The sequence below is a fragment of the Streptomyces violascens genome, assembly GCF_014649955.1.
Taxonomy (GTDB): domain Bacteria; phylum Actinomycetota; class Actinomycetes; order Streptomycetales; family Streptomycetaceae; genus Streptomyces; species Streptomyces violascens.
Map to the genome: position 1 here is coordinate 374292 of NZ_BMUA01000001.1, position 14940 is coordinate 389231.

Here is a 14940-nt window from a genome sequence, read left to right on the forward strand (position 1 = left end):
ACATGTGCTTCCCTGAACGGTCACACCCCGATGTCCTCATTCCACAACTCGGGATTCGCCGCGATGAACTCCTTCATCATGGCCACGCATTCCGGATCACCGAGCACTACGATCTCGACCCCGTGCCGGGCCAGCCACTCCTGACCGCCCCGAAATGTCTCGTCCTCGCCCACGACGACGCGCGAGATGCCGAACTGCCGTACCAGGCCGCTGCAATACCAGCACGGGGACAGCGTGGTCACCATCGTCGTGCCCCGGTACGAACCCCGTCTTCCCGCATTGCGGAATGCCGCCGTCTCGGCATGCAGAGAGGGATCGTTGTCCTGCACCCGCCGATTGTGTCTACGGCCCAGCACTTCCCCGTCCGCGCCATAGAGCGCCGCACCGATGGGGATGCCGCCCTCCGCGAGGCCCGTCCGGGCCTCCTCGACGGCTGTCGCGAGCCATTGCCTGGCCAGTTGCCGTTCCATGGTTCCCATTCCGCCGTCCTTCGGGTGCGCAGGGCGTCGGCTACTCGGCTGTCCGGACCCGCTCGTGGCGCAGGAGGACGACGCCGTTGCCGAACGTGCGGGTCTCGATGAGGCGCAGCTTGTGCGTGTCGGCGTACGAGGTCGGGAAGAGGCGCTTACCCGTTCCGAGCAGGACCGGGTGGACGTAGAGGCGGTACTCGTCGATGAGGTCGTACTGCCGGAACGTGGCGGCGAGATCCGCCCCGCCGATCACGAGGTCTCCGCCCGGCTGCGCCTTGAGCGCCTCGATCTCCGCCGGGACGACCTCGTGTTTGACCGTGGTGTTCCAGTCGGCCTTCTGAAGCGTCCGCGAGTACACGATCTTCGGCATCTCCCGCCAGATTCCGGCGAATTCGGCCTCCGGCGGGGAGGCGGAAGGGTCACTGTCGGCGGTGGGCCAGTACTCGGCCATGAGCTCATGGGTCACGCGCCCGCTGATGAAGGCGGCCATGGGCCTGAGCTGTTCGTTGACGTACCGGTGCAGCTCGTCGTCGACCATATGCCAGTCGATTTCGCCCTCGGGCCCCGCGAAGAAGCCGTCGAGGGAGACCGACATGGGAAGGATGATCTTTCTCATCGCAGTCACCCACGCGACGATACGCCCGCCCTCCCCGGCATTCCCGTCAAGTGCGTCGGCTCTTCTTCGGCTGTGTCAAAGCCCTGAGCCCGGAGCCCGGCGTCAGTTGTCGCCGGCCTTAGGTGCGCCCAGGGCGGCCCGGGCCGCTTCCTCGATCGTGGCCGTCGGCCTGAAGAGCGGGTCGAGGCCGCCCGCCGTCAGGATCCGCAGGTGCCACGGCCGTACGCACACCACGCCGAGGTGGCCGTCGCGCGCCCGGATTCTCCGGTACGCCCGGCACAGCAAGGCGAGGGCGGCGCAGTCGAAGAAGTCGACGGGCCGCAGGTCCACGATCACGCGGGCACCGGCCGGCTGGGTGGCGGCGTCGAGATGCAGCTGCACGCCGGGCGCGGTGGCAAGGTCGACGGTGCCCTGGACCTCGACCACCGTGAACCCCTGCATCAGAAACGTACGGGCGTTGCAGCACCGGTCCGGCAGCAGCCCCGGCGGAAGCGGAACAGGCGCCGGGACGGATGGCCGAGCGGTGGTTCCCATGGCAGCTCCCGGTCCAGAACTGACCCCCGCGGGTGCGGAGGTACGCGGTTGTCGGGCAGTCACCGTGGTCCCGGGGTGACGCACTACCACCCTAGGAATATGGCCGCATGCAGAAACGTGCAGCCTTCGAATTGTTCACCCTGGGGGGTGAACGAAATTTGCGCCGCTCCCCGTTTGAACCCTGCGCACGGGGAGCGAAACCGGATCGGCGCCCCTATCTGCCGACTCGCGGGAGCTGAAACCCCGGTACCGGAAGACCGGTTGGGGCCGCCGCCTCGGTGGCCGGGCGCCCTCCTCAAGCGCCCGGCCCCGGGGCCGGCCGTCAGTACGCCCCGAAGACGTTGTCGATCGAGCCGTACCTGCTGGCGGCGTAGTTGCACGCGGCGGTGATGTTGGCCACCGGGTCGTAGAGGTCCGTGGACGTCCCCGCCACGTGGAAGGCGTCGAAGGTGGGCTGGATGACCTGGAGCAGGCCCTTGGACGGGACGCCGTTGATGGCGTTGATGTCCCAGTTGTTGATGGCGAGGGGGTTGCCCGACGACTCACGCATGATGTTGCGGTAGATGCCGTTGTAGCTACCCGGGATGCCGTGCTGGGCCATGACGTCCAGCGACTGCTTGATCCAGCCGTCCAGGTTGTTGGCGTACTTCGGCGCACTGGCCGTGGTCGCCGTGGTCGCCGTGGTGAGGCTCGTCGTGCGGGCGGAGCGGTCGGCACGGTCGGCCGAGGCGGCCCGGGCGGGGGCGCCGACGGTGAGCTTGAGGCCGGGCTGGATCAGAGCCGGGTTGCCGCCGATGATGCTCTGGTTGTCCTGGTACAGCTGCTTCCAGCCGCCGCTCACGTTGAGGGCGTCGGCGATCTTGGCGAGCGAGTCCCCGGCTACGACGGAGTAGCTCGTGGGGGCCGCCTTCACCGCTGTGACGGCGGCGGAGGAGTGGACCGACGCAGGCGCGGCGGTGGCCGTGGTCGCACCGATCACCGGAATGGCGAGTACGGCGCCGCCCGTACCCGCGGCGGCAAGGCCACGGGAGAACGAGCTGGACTTGGGGCGGCGGTGCTTGCCCTTTGCAGGCATGGTGAATTCCTCTCCTTCGCCTGCGAGGTGAGCTGTCGGGTTCGGACGGGAGATGTCCGGTCGCGGCGCACGCGACTTCACCCCAGCCGTTCCGGAATCCGGATCGGCGGCTTACCTGGGTCCCCCGCTCCTGCCATACGTGTGTGGGAGGGTCCGGACGGCGGCAGGATTCGGCGTTCCATCCGGATTGCGGTGAACGTAGACGAATACGCCGAGTGGAAACAAGCCCAGAATTCAAAGGGCGCGATCGGGGATATAGATCCACTTAAATCCACACCCGTCGGCCACCCCGCCCGACGCCCTCAACTCGCTTTCGGACCAACCGAAATGCCCCTGCCGGACTCGGACGTCCGCAACTCGGCACGTGACCCAATTCACTCGCTCTTCGCGCAACCAAACAGCCGACCCGCAAAAGTGGCGAGCCTTACTCAATAGCCACCAATTCGGACATTACAAAAGCCGGACCGGCAGCTCCTCAAAATGCCCCATTTTGGACACTTAGGACCTCTCCTATGTCCCATGCCTCGCATACCGGCGACCGCACACACGTCTCTTACGCCCTTGCCGGAGATCATGGGCACAGGCGGCCCTCCACGGTGGGGCCGGCAGCAGAGGGGTGGAGCGGTGAGCCGAGAGAGCGCAAAGTACGACGTCCTCGTGGTCGGGGGCACGGGGGTGGACACGGTCGTACGGGTCGATTCCCTGCCGGTCCCGCTCGCCGACTCGGTGCAGGTCGGGCCGATCGAGGAGTGGCCCGGGCACACCGGCGCGAACGTGGCTCTCGGGACCCGGGCGCTCGGCCTGGAGGTCGGCCTGATCGACTGCATCGGCGACGACTGGACCGGCTCCCGGGTCCGCGAGCTGCTGGCCCGGGGCGATGTCGACTTCGCCCCGCTGCTCTCGTCGGCGGGCACCCGGCGCGCGGTGAACCTGGTGGACGCGAACGGCCGCCGGATGTCCTTCTACGACGCCCGCGACCCGGCCGACCTGCGGATGCCCCGGGACTTCTACCTCCCCCGGCTGCGCCGGACCCGCCACGTCCACCTCTCCGTCATGAACTTCGCGCGCTTCCTCTTCGACGACATCGAAGCCCTCGGCATCCCGGTCTCGACCGATCTGCACGACTGGGACGGACTGGCCGAACACCACCGGGAGTTCGCGCTCCGCTCCGACCTCGTGTTCCTCAGCTCGGCGGGGGCGGGCGACAACACCCCTGCTCTGATGCGGGAGATCCTGCGCGAGGGCCGCGCGGACACGGTGGTCGCCACGGCCGGCGCCGAGGGCTCCTACCTCCTCACCCGGGACGGCGGCCCCACCCCGCACCACATCCCGGCGGCCGCGCCCCACGCCCCGGTCGTGGACACCAACGGCGCGGGCGACGCGTACGTCAGCGGCTTCCTGTACGGCAGGCTCACCGGCCGGGACGTACGGGAATGCGGCCGCTTCGGCGCGCTGGCCGGCGCCCATGCCTGCACGGCTCCGGTCGCCACCGACCCCATCACCCGGAAAAGCCTGCTGGCGGCGGATCAGATCGCCTGAGATCATTCCGGCGTTCGGAGCCGCGTACCAGGCGCCGATCGCCACGTGGTGCCCAACTGACGCCCTGAACAAGCCCTTATTACGCCCTGTCAAGTCCCGTCAGGAAGAAACATGAACGACATCAGCGAATTCAAGAACATTTCCCCGACCACGCTCGCCGACGTCCTGGGACGCGAGCAGGTCATGGATATCGGCATTCGCCCTTTGTGGTCCCCGGTGCCGCGCGTTGCCGGACCCGCATTCACCGTCCGCTGTCCGCCGGGTGACAACCTCATGCTGCACGCGGCCATCCACCGCGCGGAGCCCGGTTCGGTCGTCGTCGTCGAGTCGGGCGACCTGGACTACGCGCTCGCCGGCGGGAATGTGTGCGCCGTCGCCCAACGCCGGGGAATCGCCGCGTTTGTGGCCGACGGGGTCATTCGTGACCTCGCCGAGGTCCGCGAGTTGGGCTTTCCCGTGTTCGCCCGGGGCGTCATTCCCATCCCCGGCACCAAGAAGGCCGTGGCACCGCTCAACGAGCCGGTGCGCTGCGGCGGCGTGCGGGTGGACGCGGGCGACGTCGTGGTGGCCGACGAGGAGGGCATCGTGGTCACTCCCCGCGCCCGCTGGGAGCAGGTGCTCCTGGAGGCCCGGCGCAAGTTGGCCAAGGAGGCCGGCGAATCCCTCGACACGTGGGAAGCGACGCACCGCGCCCGCATCGACAAGGCCCTGAGCGAGGGCGGCTTCGAGGGCTGACTAGCCGTCAGGTACCGGGAGTCGAGCCGCCGGAAATCCCCACCTCGCGGACGAGTTCGAGGCCCAGGATGCGGTCGAGGTAGGCCATGGTTTCGAACTTGGCCCCTTGCGGCACATCGTCGGCCGTCGCCAGATCGTGCAGGAGGCGCAGGACGGCCGCGGTGTCGAGCCGGTTGTCCAGGGCGGTACGGGCGGTGCTCTTGAGGTCGGCGGGGATCGGCTTCGAGGGCTGCTCGGCCCAGTCCGCCACGGCACGCCGCCAGCGGGCCATGGCGCGTCCGGCCTCGCCGACCTGCTCGGCGGTGACCGAGACCGGCTCCTCGTAGGGGTGGCTGAGCAGCAGCAGGCGTACGGCGAGGAGGTCGAGGCCCTCGAACGGGGGCAGCTGAGCCTCGCCGATCTGCAGGCAGGCGCTGCCCGCGCCTTCGTACGTCCCGGTGGTGAGCTGGACGCCGGGAAGGCCGCCGAGTGCCTCGGCGATCTCCTGCGGATCGCCTTCGGCGTCGGGCGGCCGGATGCCGGCGGCAGCGGCGGCCGCCTTGTCGTGCGGACCGGCCCATCCGATGAGCACCGCCCGGCCGCGCATTTCGACGACGCGCGCCAGCACGTCCGCGATCAGCAGCACCCGCAGCCCGGTTCCGGCAGCACCGTCGGCAGGGGCGTGGGCGCAGATGCGCAGCGGGCCCGGTCCGGCGAGTTCTTCGACGATTCGCAGCACGTCGCCGAGCCTAGGGGTTGGGCCCCGGCCTGGACAGCGGTCCACGCCCGAGCGCACGCGGAACGCCGCCCCAGGGCACCGGAGAGCACGGCCTCAGGACATCGGAGAGCACGGGCCTTGGACACCGGAGGGCACGCCGGAGAACACCCGCTCACGCAAGCAGCGGCCTCAGCGCGCCGCCCCGCAGCCGCGTCACGAGCGGGGCCCCGAACCGGCGCGCGGACCAGGTCACCGCGAACGAGACCACCCCTCCGACCACCAGCGCGACCAGCACGTCGTGCGGATAGTGCGCGCCCACGTACACCCGCGAGGCACCCATCAGGAGCGCGAACACCGAGGCCACGATCCCAAGGCGCCGGTTCACCAGGAACAGGGCGACCGCAGCGGCCGCGGCGACCGTCGTGTGGTTGCTCGGGAACGCGTAGTCGTCCAGGGGCGGGCACTTCTCGATCAGGAAGTCGTGCGGCAGCGCGCGGCAGGGCCGGGGCTCGGTGAACACCGACTTGATCCCGTCATTCACCACGTACGCAAGCACCATCGCGACCGGCGCGGCCAGCGCCGCCGCCATCACCGAGGCGTCCTTGCGCCGGGCGATCCACCAGCCGGCCAGCATGAGCACCGCGAACAGGGCGATGCCGTAACTGGTGAAGGCGGACACCGGCCCGTTGAGCCAGTGCGTATGCCGGGCGAAGTCGGTGATGTCGCCGTACAGGCCGCCATCGATGGACGCGCCGTCCAGGGCCTGTGGCGTGGGGGTGGAACTGGTCATGGGATGCGGCTCTCCGGTGGTTCGACGGGCGGTGCCCGCCCCGCGGCGAAACGGGACGGCTCGTGGAGCAGAAGTCCGGGCAACTGTCTGGTGAGCGGAAAATGAACGTCTACAAGCTCGTAGACGTAAAAGGATAGAGGTAGGTTGCGCGGATGTGCCGTCCGCCTCAGCCGAACGTGAAGCCGGGCCTCATGCCCACCATGCCTCGGCGATCGCCACGCCCATGAAGACCGCGCCGAGCCCGGCCACCACGCTGACCACGACGTTCGCCGCGGCGTAGAACCTCGCCCCGTCCTCGGCGAGCCGCAGCGTCTCGTACGAGAACGTCGAGTACGTGGTCAGCGCCCCGCAGAGCCCGGTGCCCACGAACAACTGCACCTGTGAGGAGGCGGCGCCCGCCGTGACCGCGCCGGTGAGTACGCCGAGGATCAGGCAGCCGACGACGTTGACGGTGAAGGTGCCCCAGGGGAAGACGCTGTCGTGCTTCCGCTGCACGGTCAGGTCGGTGAGGTACCGCAGGGGCGCGCCGACGGCCGCCCCCGCCACCACGAGCAGCCAGTTCACTCGGCGCGCTCCCGTCCGCCGTACCGGATGACCTCGCAGTCGTCGAGCATCACCAGGCCGTCGGCCACCAGCTCGTCGAGCTGCGGCAGGAAGTCCCGTACGCGCTTCTCGTCGTCCACGACGACGATCGCGACGGGCAGGTCCTCGCTCAGCGAGAGCAGCCGCTGGGTGTGGATGAGCGAGGAGGCGCCGAAGCCCTCGATGCCGCGGAACACGCTGGCACCAGCGAGGCCGGCCGCATGCGCCCGGTGGACGATCTCGGCGTACACGGGCTTGTGGTGCCACAGGTCGCTCTCACCGATGAAGATCGTGAGGCGCAGGGCCCGTCCGGTCGGTCTCGTCATCGGTGCCTCCACACCAGTGCGCGGCGGGTCAGCCACACCGCGCTCCATACCGCCGTGAGGGCCACGAGCGGCGTCAGCGCCAGATAGGCGAGGCCGGTGCGCGGCTGCCCGGCGGCCACGAACTTCTGGATGTCGACGGCGTACGTCGAGAAGGTGGTGAAGCCGCCGAGGACTCCGGTCCCGAAGAACGGGCGGACGAGCCGGTGCGCGGCCCACACATCGGTGATCACCACCATGAACACGCCGATCACCGCGCACCCCACGCCGTTGACCAGCAGCGTCGTCCAGGGAAAGGAGCCGGGCCGCGTGGTCCACAGGAGCGAGGCACCGTAGCGGGCGCAGGCACCGATCGCTCCGCCGAGTGCCACCACCGCGACGACCGGGCCGAGCCCGCGCGCCACGACCGGGCGCTGCGCAGGGACCGCCAGGTCGACATCCGGATCGGTCGCCGCCCTCGACGGCTGGGCTCCCTTGGACATACGTCTCCTACCTGCAGGACGCCCTCACCCGGGCGCACGCGCTCGCAAGTAGGGACCGTTGGCGGCGCGGATGCCGCGGTTCGGGTACGGCGGGCCCCACCGCCGCGCGGCGGACACCGGGGATCACCGCTGCCCCAAGGCTAGCGCCGGGCCTCACCCGCTCGCCAACCGGTCCCGTACGAGGTGCGCGGTCACGGGGGCGGCGGCAGCGAGCCGAGGCCCGGTGCCGTGTCCGGCCAGACCAGCAGGACCGGGCACGGCGCGTGATCAACCACGAACCGGGCGGCCGGGCCGAGACTGCGCGGGCCAAGGTGCGTGCGGTCGCCATCGCGCGCGCAGATCAGGAGCTCGGCGCCTTCCGCGGCGCGTATGACCTGCTGTTCGGCGCGGCCGTGCAGTGCGAGGCGGCGGGCCGGGCGGCCCAGGCGCCGCTCGGCCTCGTCGAACAGGTCGTCGGCGGCGGCCCGGGAGAGGTCTTCGAGGCGGGTGCCGGGATCGCGCTCGGGACGGCCGCGGCCGAGGAGCCCGGCGAAGGCGCCGTGCGCGGCCTCGGACACCGCGTCGTCGGTGACGTGCAGGAGTACGAGGTCCGCGTCCCCGGCCCGCTCGCGCGCGGCGTCCACGCAGGCGGGCCAGCTGCCCTCGGTGATCCAGATGATGACGCTCATGGAATGCGGTCAGCCTCCGATCGTGTGCAGCGCCGCCCACAGCGCGGCGGTGGACGCGAGAAGTGTGGCGGGAACGGTGAGCAGCCCGAGGCGGGTGAAGTGGCCGAGGTCCGGCGCGTCGTCGTGTTCGTGCAGGATGCGCCGCCACAGCAAGGTGGCGAGCGACCCGACATAGGTGAGGTTGGGGCCGAGGTTGACGCCGATGAGAACGGCCAGGACCGGGCCGGGCCCGCCCGCTGCCGCCACGGGGAGCAGGGCGAGCACGGCGGGCAGGTTGTTGATGAGGTTGGAGAGCACCGCCGCGACGGCGACGACCGCGAGCAGGGCAGGCAGCGAGTCGCCAGCGGGCAGCAGGTGGCCAATGACGGAGCCGAGCCCGTTGTCGACGACGGCCTTGACGACGATGCCGAGGCCGAGCACGAACAGGCAGAACGGGATGCCCGCCGAGCCCACCAGTCTGCGCGGCGTGGTGCGCCGCTGGGACAGGGCGCGTGCGGCGAGGACGAGCGCCCCGGCGAGCGCCGCCCAGGCCGGGCTGAGGCCGGCGAACGAGGTCACGACGAAGCCGCCGAGCGTCAGGGCGAGGACCACCAGCGTGAACACGGGCACCTCCGTGCTTCCGGTCACCCGTGTCCCGCGCGCCGTGGCCGCGAGGTCGGTGCGGAAGAAGGCACGGAAGATCGCGTACTCGACGGCGACGGCGGCCAGCCAGGGCAGCGCCATCAGCGCCGCGAAGCGGGTGAAGGAGAGGCCGCTGGCGGCAAGGGCCAGCAGGTTGGTGAGGTTGGAGACGGGCAGCAGCAGGGAGGCCGAGTTCGCCAGGTGCGCGGTGGCGTACACGTGCGGGCGGGCCCGGACTCCGACGCGGGCCGCCGTCGCGAACACCACGGGGGTGAGCAGCACGACGGTCGCGTCCAGGCTGAGCACCGCGGTGATGACGGCGGCGACGGCGAAGACTCCGCCGAGCAGCCGCTGGGGGCCGGCCCCGCACACGCGGGCGACGGCGTCTCCGGCGGCCGCGAACAGGCCCTCGTCGTCGCAGAGTTGGGCCAGGACGAGGACGGCCGCGAGGAAGCCGACCACCGGGAGCAGGTCGCGGGTCTGCTGCCACGCCTCGGCCGGCGAGACCGCGCCGAGCGCGACGACCAGTCCCGCCGCGGGCAGCGCCGCCACCGCTTCCGGCCAGTTGCGGGGGCGTACGACGGCGAAGGCGAGCACGCCGAGCAGGAGGACGGCCGAGACGATCTCGGCGGTGACGGTACTCAGGGTCGGCCTCCGGGCAGCGGGCGATCACGGCCGCGGGCCCCGTGCCACACCACCGTGGGTGACCCTATGTGCTGATCACCACTCCGCATTCTCCGGCAGGGGCGGCACGCCTGCGCCGCGTGGCCACCCGTGTCAGGGGGTCAGCGGCGCGGCCTCCGCCGGCGCCACCGGTTCGTCCGCCATCCGGGCCGGGGAGCGCAAGGAACGCAGGCAGCACCAGGACGCCAGCGTCCCGGCCAGCACGGTGCCCGCCGCCGCGAACGTCCACACTCCCCTGACGTCGGCGAGACCCAGGCCGAGGGCGCCCATCACGTACAGGCCGACGCCGCTCGCGAGCGAGTTGAACAGGCCCCCCGCGGACAGCATGGTGGCCCGGCCCTTTGCCGGCACCCGTTCGTTGAGGGCGGCTTTGAGGCCGGGCATGCAGAGCCCGCCCGCCATCACGAAACCGATGTAGAGGGGGATGCCGAGCAGGCCCGAGCCGGTGACAGCCGCGCCCGCGAGGAAGACTCCGGCCGCCACGGCACTCATCAGCACGATGCGCCAGCGCAGTTCGGGGCGGCCGCGCACGGTGCGCGCGACGACTTCGAGCACCGGGATCTGCAGCAGTTCGCCCGCGCAGCGAGCGGCGGCCATCGCGACCAGCGAGCCGCCGGTGAGCGCGTCGAAGTGGACGGTCCATTGATGCGCCCGCCGATTCGGCGGCTTCGTCCGGTCCGGCCGCGTCGGCCGGGGAGGAGGCGGCCGCGCAGGAACGCGCGTTCTGGGAGGCCCGTCGGCGGTCGGCGGAGCTCGACGACGACGAGGACGGCCGTCGTGAGCGCCGCGAACTGGGCAGGCAGGCACGCCGCATGCACCTTCAGGTCCGCGTGCAGCGCTACCGGCGCGGCGCCGGCAGCGGCCCGGTGCCCCGCGATCTGAGCCTTCCGCCGCTGCCGGGCCGCGATCCCTACGACGACGGCGGCCGGGACGGCTGACGGCACGTCCCGGCCCGGGGGCATTTCGAACAACGCGGCCCCCACAAGCGCCAAGAAGCACACCGGGCGCCCGTTTGACCACCGGCGCGCAGTCGGGAGCCCGGCGGCAGCCCCCGCCCTGCACAAGCGCGGGGACGGGATGCGCCGGTCAGCAGCGCCCCGCTCCGCCCTTCGTACCCGCCGAGGCCACCCGGGGCCCGGCATCCGCAGTGAGCGTCTTGGGCACCGGCAGCAGCTGGCCCGTCTCCGCGCGCAGTGCGGTCGCGTTGCGCGCGGAGACGCGGCCGAGCGGGGCGGGGGTGAGGACGGACTGGCTCTGGACGTACGCGACGAAGCTCTCGAAGTCGCGGGTGTGGCGCACCGGCGAGGTGTGGTCGAGCAGCGCCGGATAGTCGTCCGCGCCGATCATCGTGTAGGCCGTCGTGGCGAGCCGGTACGTGGCGTGCAGATCGAGCGGGGTGCCGTCGATGAGGACATCGGCCGGGGCGACGCGGTTGCCCGCAGAGCCGGCGGCGTCGAACGTGTACCGCACGTTGTGCGACACGGCGAAGGGCGCGTACGTGAGGACGGTCCCCTTGAGCTTCCACTGCTGTTCCAGCGTGTCGTGGATGACCTGACCGGTGACCGTGGCCGTCAGGATGGGGTTGCCGTAGCCCACCGCGTTGAACGCCTTGCGGTAGGAGACCGCCCCCTGGGTGGTCGCGTCGAGGGTGAGGTCGGTGTTGATGACGCTCGGCCCCAGACGCGGGGCGAGTGCGATCAGGGCGAGATCTGCGGGGACGTTGGGGTAGATGTTGCCCGTGTCGAAGGGGTCCAGGCTCTGCGCCCCGGCCCACAGCGCCCAGTCGGCCGCGAGGTTGCCCATCGTGCTCTCGCCCAGGCTGTTCAGGGTGCGCGTGAACGTGGCCGTCTGGCGGCCGACCCGGGTGGCGCCCCGGTTGGCGGCATAGCCGGTCCAGTAGTCGGCGGTCTCCTTGAGGGACGGATCGGGCGTCACATCGTGGGTGTTGGGGTGGTTGGTCGAGGTCGTCAGCTCCCGTACGACCTTGCCCGTCACCGGGTCGAGGCGCAGGTTGATCTCGTTGATGAGCTGCGCGTGGCAGCCCGCCTCGACGAACGGGCGGGGCCGGCCGGAGGGGTCGGGCACCATCATGTTGAACGCGCAGTGCCAGTGGCCCGTGACGATGGCGTCGATGTCGGGCGACACGGCGCGCGCGAGATCGTAAGCGGGCCCCGTGGGCTGGCTCCCGCTGTTGAAATCGCTTCCGGCCACCGCCCCGTCGTGCATGCTGAGCACAATCGCGTTGACGCCCTGCGATTTGAGCAGCGCCGCATAGCGGTTCGCGGTCTGCAACTCGTCCAGCATGCGCAGCGCCGTCTGGAATCCCGTGGACGAGGTTTCCGTGCCGGTGACCGTGAGGTGAATGAATCCGATCGGAAGGCGGCGCCCGCCGGCGCCGTGCACCCACTCCACATTCACCGGGGGAAGGACGGTCCTTCCCGAATTCCCCCACAGCATGTTGGCGCAGTAGTAACGGAACTTCGCGCCGGGAAAGGTCCGCCCGGTGGAGTCGGGGAAACTGTTCGTCCAGCCTTCGCCCGTGTACGGTCTGCCGTGCTCCATGTGGTCGATCATGAATCCGGGGGTGCGGTCGAACTCGTGGTTTCCGGCGGTCGCGAAGTCGAGCCCCAACCGGTTGAGCGCCTCGATGGTCGGCTCGTCGGCCAGCGACTCGGCCGGGAACTCCCAGCCCGAGAACAGGTCGCCCGGCGCGAAGAAAATCGAGTTGGTGCGTCCGGCCCGCAGGTTTGCCAGGTGCGTGGCCAGGTAGGCGACTCCGCCCACGGTGAACTGCTCGCCGCCCGCGCCGGTGATGACCGCGTCACCCGGCGGCGGGGCCTGCAGATAGCCGTGCAGGTCCGTGATGTTGAGCAGTTGCACGTCCACGTACTCGGTCGCGGTCGCGGCGTCGCGGGCGTGGCCAGTGGCCAGGGCCGGCGTGCCTGTCGCCGCCATCGTCACGAGTGATCCCGCCACAGTCATGAAGCTGCGTCGACCCACGCCCCACATATCGACTCCCTCATTCGAAAACTACGCAGCCACGCCGGGAACGACGTTCCGGCTCCCCACCTGGCGGCCCGAAGAACTACGCGACACGAATCCATTGATTGCGGGCACAAGAAATACAACACAACAGGATGGCCGAACCCATGACACGCCGCCGGAGAACGAGCGCCGACTCCGGGCGGCCAACAGGCACCACTCAAGCGCACGAACCACAAGGACAGAAAAAGACGCGCGAAACGCGGAGGATGCGTCACATGACGAGTGGCTGAACTGAAACGGGCGTCCTTCAACCCTGTTTGTGCGCAAGCGTCATGAATACGTGTCGGTGATCCGGGGAATGCGGCACGGGCGCGAAGTCCCCTCGCGGGACAGGGCTCGGGGGCGCCCAAGGCTAACCGGCTTTTACCTCTCCTCATAGCAGGCCGCCCCTTCCCCGTCCCTCGCCGCACGCCCCGCGCGGGGGCGGTGTGGGGGATGCACCCGGTGTCATTGTCCCCCGCTGCCACCCCTCCAAATCAGGCTCAGTACAAGGGAGTTGGAGGATCGGAGGAAGGCGTCGCAGAGGTCAGCGCTGTGCGGTCAGGGCGTACAGGAGCGGAATGCGCGGCGCGGTGTCGGGCAGCCGCCACCAGCCCTGCGGGGTCGCCACCATCTGGGGCCATCGGGGCCAGGGCAGTTCGTGGCTCTCGCGCAGACCGGTGATCGCGAGGCCCGCGCCGAGGACGGCGTTGATCACCTCGTCGAGCCCGTGCATCCACTCGAAGCACTCGGTCGCACCCTGCACGGCCGGACCGTCGGTGTAGGTGTACGTGGCGTCCCGGCGGACCGGGCCCCGGCCGCCCAAGTAGTCGTGGCGCAGCAGCAGTTCACTCCCCTCACCCGGTCCGGGCGAGGGGCCGAGGGAGTTGAACAGCGGGTGGAACTCGGCGAGATAGAGCCGCCCGCCGGGGCGCAGCAGAGCGGCGATCGTCCCGGCCCAGCGGGACAGGTCCGGGAGATAGCACAGGGCACCCTTGCCGGTGTAGACGACGTCGAATTGGCGCCCGTCCAGTTCCCTGGCCGCGTCGTAGACGTTGGCCCGGACGTATTCGACGTCCAGGCCCGCCTCGGCGGCCACCGTCCGTGCCGCCGACACCGAGGCGCCGGAGAGGTCGAGCCCGACGGTGCGGGCTCCGCGCGCGGCGAAGGCCACCGTCTCGGTACCCAGATGGCATTGGAGGTGCAGGACGTCCCGGCCCTTCAGTTCGCCGAGGTCCTCCCATTCGTACGCCCCGAACCATCGCTCGGGGTCGGCCGTCCCGTCGGCCAGGCCGTAGAAACGGCTGGCGAGATGGACCGGGGTGCGGGCATCCCAGTTCGCTTCGTTGGACGACATCATCCGCCGTACTGCCGGGTCGAAGCCGTCGGTCGTGTCGGTCAACAGGTCTCCCCTCACGGACACCATTGCGCCACGACACTACCCAGTACGCCGGAAAGGTAAGTGTCTGACAGTGAGTCAGGTCGATGTCGTCGGCGCCTCGCGCACGGCCCCGGCGATGACCGTGGTCACGGTCCTGCGGACGTGTTCGGCCTTCGGCGGGGCGTCCTCCTGCCCGGCGAACAGCAGGTGTCCGGCACCGATCAGCGTGGGCGCGAGGGCGTCGATGTCGGCATCCGCCGCGATGCGGCCCAGGTCGCGCTCCACGCCGAGGTACGAGGCGATCATGGCGGTGGCCTCCGTCAGGAGGGGGAGCCCGCGCGGCGTGGTCCGGCGCAGCCGGGTGCGCAGGGCGTCCCGGGAGATGACGAGGCCGACGACCGCCACCGCGACCGGGCCGAACAGCTCCGTCAGCGCTTCGGTGAGGCGGTCCGCGACGGTACCGGTTCCGGCCGCCTCGCGCAGGGCTGCGGCTTGAGCGTCGAGCCGGCCGATGCGGTCGAGGACGAGCCCGGCGAGGAACTCGTCGAAGTCGGCGAAGTGCCGGTGCAGGACCCCCTTGGCGCAGCCCGCCTCCGTGGTGACGGCCCGGCTGGTCAGCGCGCCGGCCCCGTCCCTGAGCAGGATCCGCTCGGCGGCGTTGAACAACTGCTCGCGTGGGTCCTGCAGGGCCACACCTGTCGGCATCGCGGATCCTCTCC

The 14940-nt window shown here is 70.6% G+C and carries 18 protein-coding genes and 1 riboswitch; of the genes, 3 read left to right on the top strand and 15 right to left on the bottom strand.

The window, feature by feature from the left end; all coding sequences use genetic code 11:
• Positions 1–20: 20 nt before the first annotated feature.
• The 4 genes from IE206_RS01755 to IE206_RS01770 form a co-directional block, all read right to left on the bottom strand.
• Positions 21–470 (bottom strand): nucleoside deaminase, encoded by a 450-nt coding sequence (locus IE206_RS01755; protein ID WP_189960730.1) that lies wholly within the window; start codon positions 468–470, stop codon positions 21–23.
• Between the two features lie 40 nt (positions 471–510).
• Positions 511–1086 (bottom strand): dihydrofolate reductase family protein, encoded by a 576-nt coding sequence (locus IE206_RS01760; RefSeq protein WP_189960731.1) that lies wholly within the window; start codon positions 1084–1086, stop codon positions 511–513.
• 102 nt (positions 1087–1188) lie between these two features.
• Positions 1189–1620, bottom strand: coding sequence for an anti-sigma factor antagonist (locus IE206_RS01765; RefSeq protein ID WP_226598635.1), 432 nt, complete (start codon positions 1618–1620; stop codon positions 1189–1191).
• 322 nt (positions 1621–1942) lie between these two features.
• Complete coding sequence (locus IE206_RS01770) at positions 1943–2695, bottom strand: transglycosylase SLT domain-containing protein (RefSeq protein WP_189959898.1); 753 nt, start codon at positions 2693–2695, stop codon at positions 1943–1945.
• A 2-nt stretch (positions 2696–2697) separates the two neighbouring features.
• Positions 2698–2881: riboswitch (cyclic di-AMP (ydaO/yuaA leader) on the bottom strand.
• Between the two features lie 438 nt (positions 2882–3319).
• Here IE206_RS01770 and IE206_RS01775 point away from each other — a divergent pair.
• Positions 3320–4234 (top strand): carbohydrate kinase family protein, encoded by a 915-nt coding sequence (locus tag IE206_RS01775; protein WP_226598637.1) that lies wholly within the window; start codon positions 3320–3322, stop codon positions 4232–4234.
• 111 nt (positions 4235–4345) lie between these two features.
• Positions 4346–4969, top strand: a complete 624-nt coding sequence (locus IE206_RS01780; RefSeq protein WP_189959900.1) for an RraA family protein — start codon at positions 4346–4348, stop codon at positions 4967–4969.
• Positions 4970–4976: 7 nt separating this feature from the next.
• Here the strand turns inward: IE206_RS01780 and IE206_RS01785 are convergent, their stop codons facing one another.
• The 8 genes from IE206_RS01785 to IE206_RS01820 all read right to left on the bottom strand — a co-directional run bounded on the left by IE206_RS01785 (position 4977) and on the right by IE206_RS01820 (position 10413).
• Entirely contained in the window at positions 4977–5687 is a 711-nt protein-coding gene (locus IE206_RS01785; RefSeq protein ID WP_189959902.1) for a cysteine--tRNA ligase, read from the bottom strand.
• Between the two features lie 151 nt (positions 5688–5838).
• On the bottom strand, positions 5839–6456 hold the full coding sequence (locus IE206_RS01790) for a phosphatase PAP2 family protein (RefSeq protein WP_189959904.1): 618 nt from the start codon (positions 6454–6456) through the stop codon (positions 5839–5841).
• Between the two features lie 189 nt (positions 6457–6645).
• Positions 6646–7020: a fluoride efflux transporter CrcB gene (gene crcB / locus IE206_RS01795; protein WP_189959906.1), complete on the bottom strand. Its 375-nt coding sequence runs from the start codon at positions 7018–7020 to the stop codon at positions 6646–6648.
• The gene (locus IE206_RS01800; RefSeq protein WP_189959908.1) at positions 7017–7364 is read right to left on the bottom strand and encodes a DUF190 domain-containing protein; all 348 of its coding nucleotides are present in this window, start codon (positions 7362–7364) and stop codon (positions 7017–7019) included. The genes crcB (IE206_RS01795) and IE206_RS01800 overlap by 4 nt, the downstream gene beginning before the upstream one ends.
• Positions 7361–7843, bottom strand: a complete 483-nt coding sequence (crcB, locus tag IE206_RS01805; RefSeq protein ID WP_189959910.1) for a fluoride efflux transporter CrcB — start codon at positions 7841–7843, stop codon at positions 7361–7363. Before crcB (IE206_RS01805) ends, IE206_RS01800 begins: the two co-directional genes overlap by 4 nt.
• A 191-nt stretch (positions 7844–8034) precedes the next feature.
• Positions 8035–8511, bottom strand: a complete 477-nt coding sequence (locus tag IE206_RS01810; protein ID WP_189959912.1) for a universal stress protein — start codon at positions 8509–8511, stop codon at positions 8035–8037.
• 9 nt (positions 8512–8520) lie between these two features.
• Entirely contained in the window at positions 8521–9777 is a 1257-nt protein-coding gene (locus tag IE206_RS01815) for an SLC13 family permease (protein ID WP_189960734.1), read from the bottom strand.
• Between the two features lie 132 nt (positions 9778–9909).
• The gene (locus tag IE206_RS01820; RefSeq protein WP_189959914.1) at positions 9910–10413 is read right to left on the bottom strand and encodes a hypothetical protein; all 504 of its coding nucleotides are present in this window, start codon (positions 10411–10413) and stop codon (positions 9910–9912) included.
• Between the two features lie 215 nt (positions 10414–10628).
• Between IE206_RS01820 and IE206_RS43105 the strand changes: the two genes are divergently transcribed.
• A complete protein-coding gene (locus IE206_RS43105; protein ID WP_264197697.1) occupies positions 10629–10754 on the top strand; it encodes a hypothetical protein in 126 nt (41 codons plus the stop codon).
• A gap of 148 nt (positions 10755–10902) precedes the next feature.
• On the opposite strand, the gene IE206_RS01825 is transcribed toward IE206_RS43105, so the two are convergent.
• The 3 genes from IE206_RS01825 to IE206_RS01835 form a co-directional block, all read right to left on the bottom strand.
• Positions 10903–12825, bottom strand: a complete 1923-nt coding sequence (locus IE206_RS01825; protein ID WP_189959916.1) for a bifunctional metallophosphatase/5'-nucleotidase — start codon at positions 12823–12825, stop codon at positions 10903–10905.
• Between the two features lie 562 nt (positions 12826–13387).
• Entirely contained in the window at positions 13388–14200 is an 813-nt protein-coding gene (locus tag IE206_RS01830) for a class I SAM-dependent methyltransferase (protein WP_226598821.1), read from the bottom strand.
• Between the two features lie 117 nt (positions 14201–14317).
• Positions 14318–14926, bottom strand: coding sequence for a TetR family transcriptional regulator (locus IE206_RS01835; RefSeq protein WP_189959918.1), 609 nt, complete (start codon positions 14924–14926; stop codon positions 14318–14320).
• Between the last annotated feature and the right edge of the window lie 14 nt (positions 14927–14940).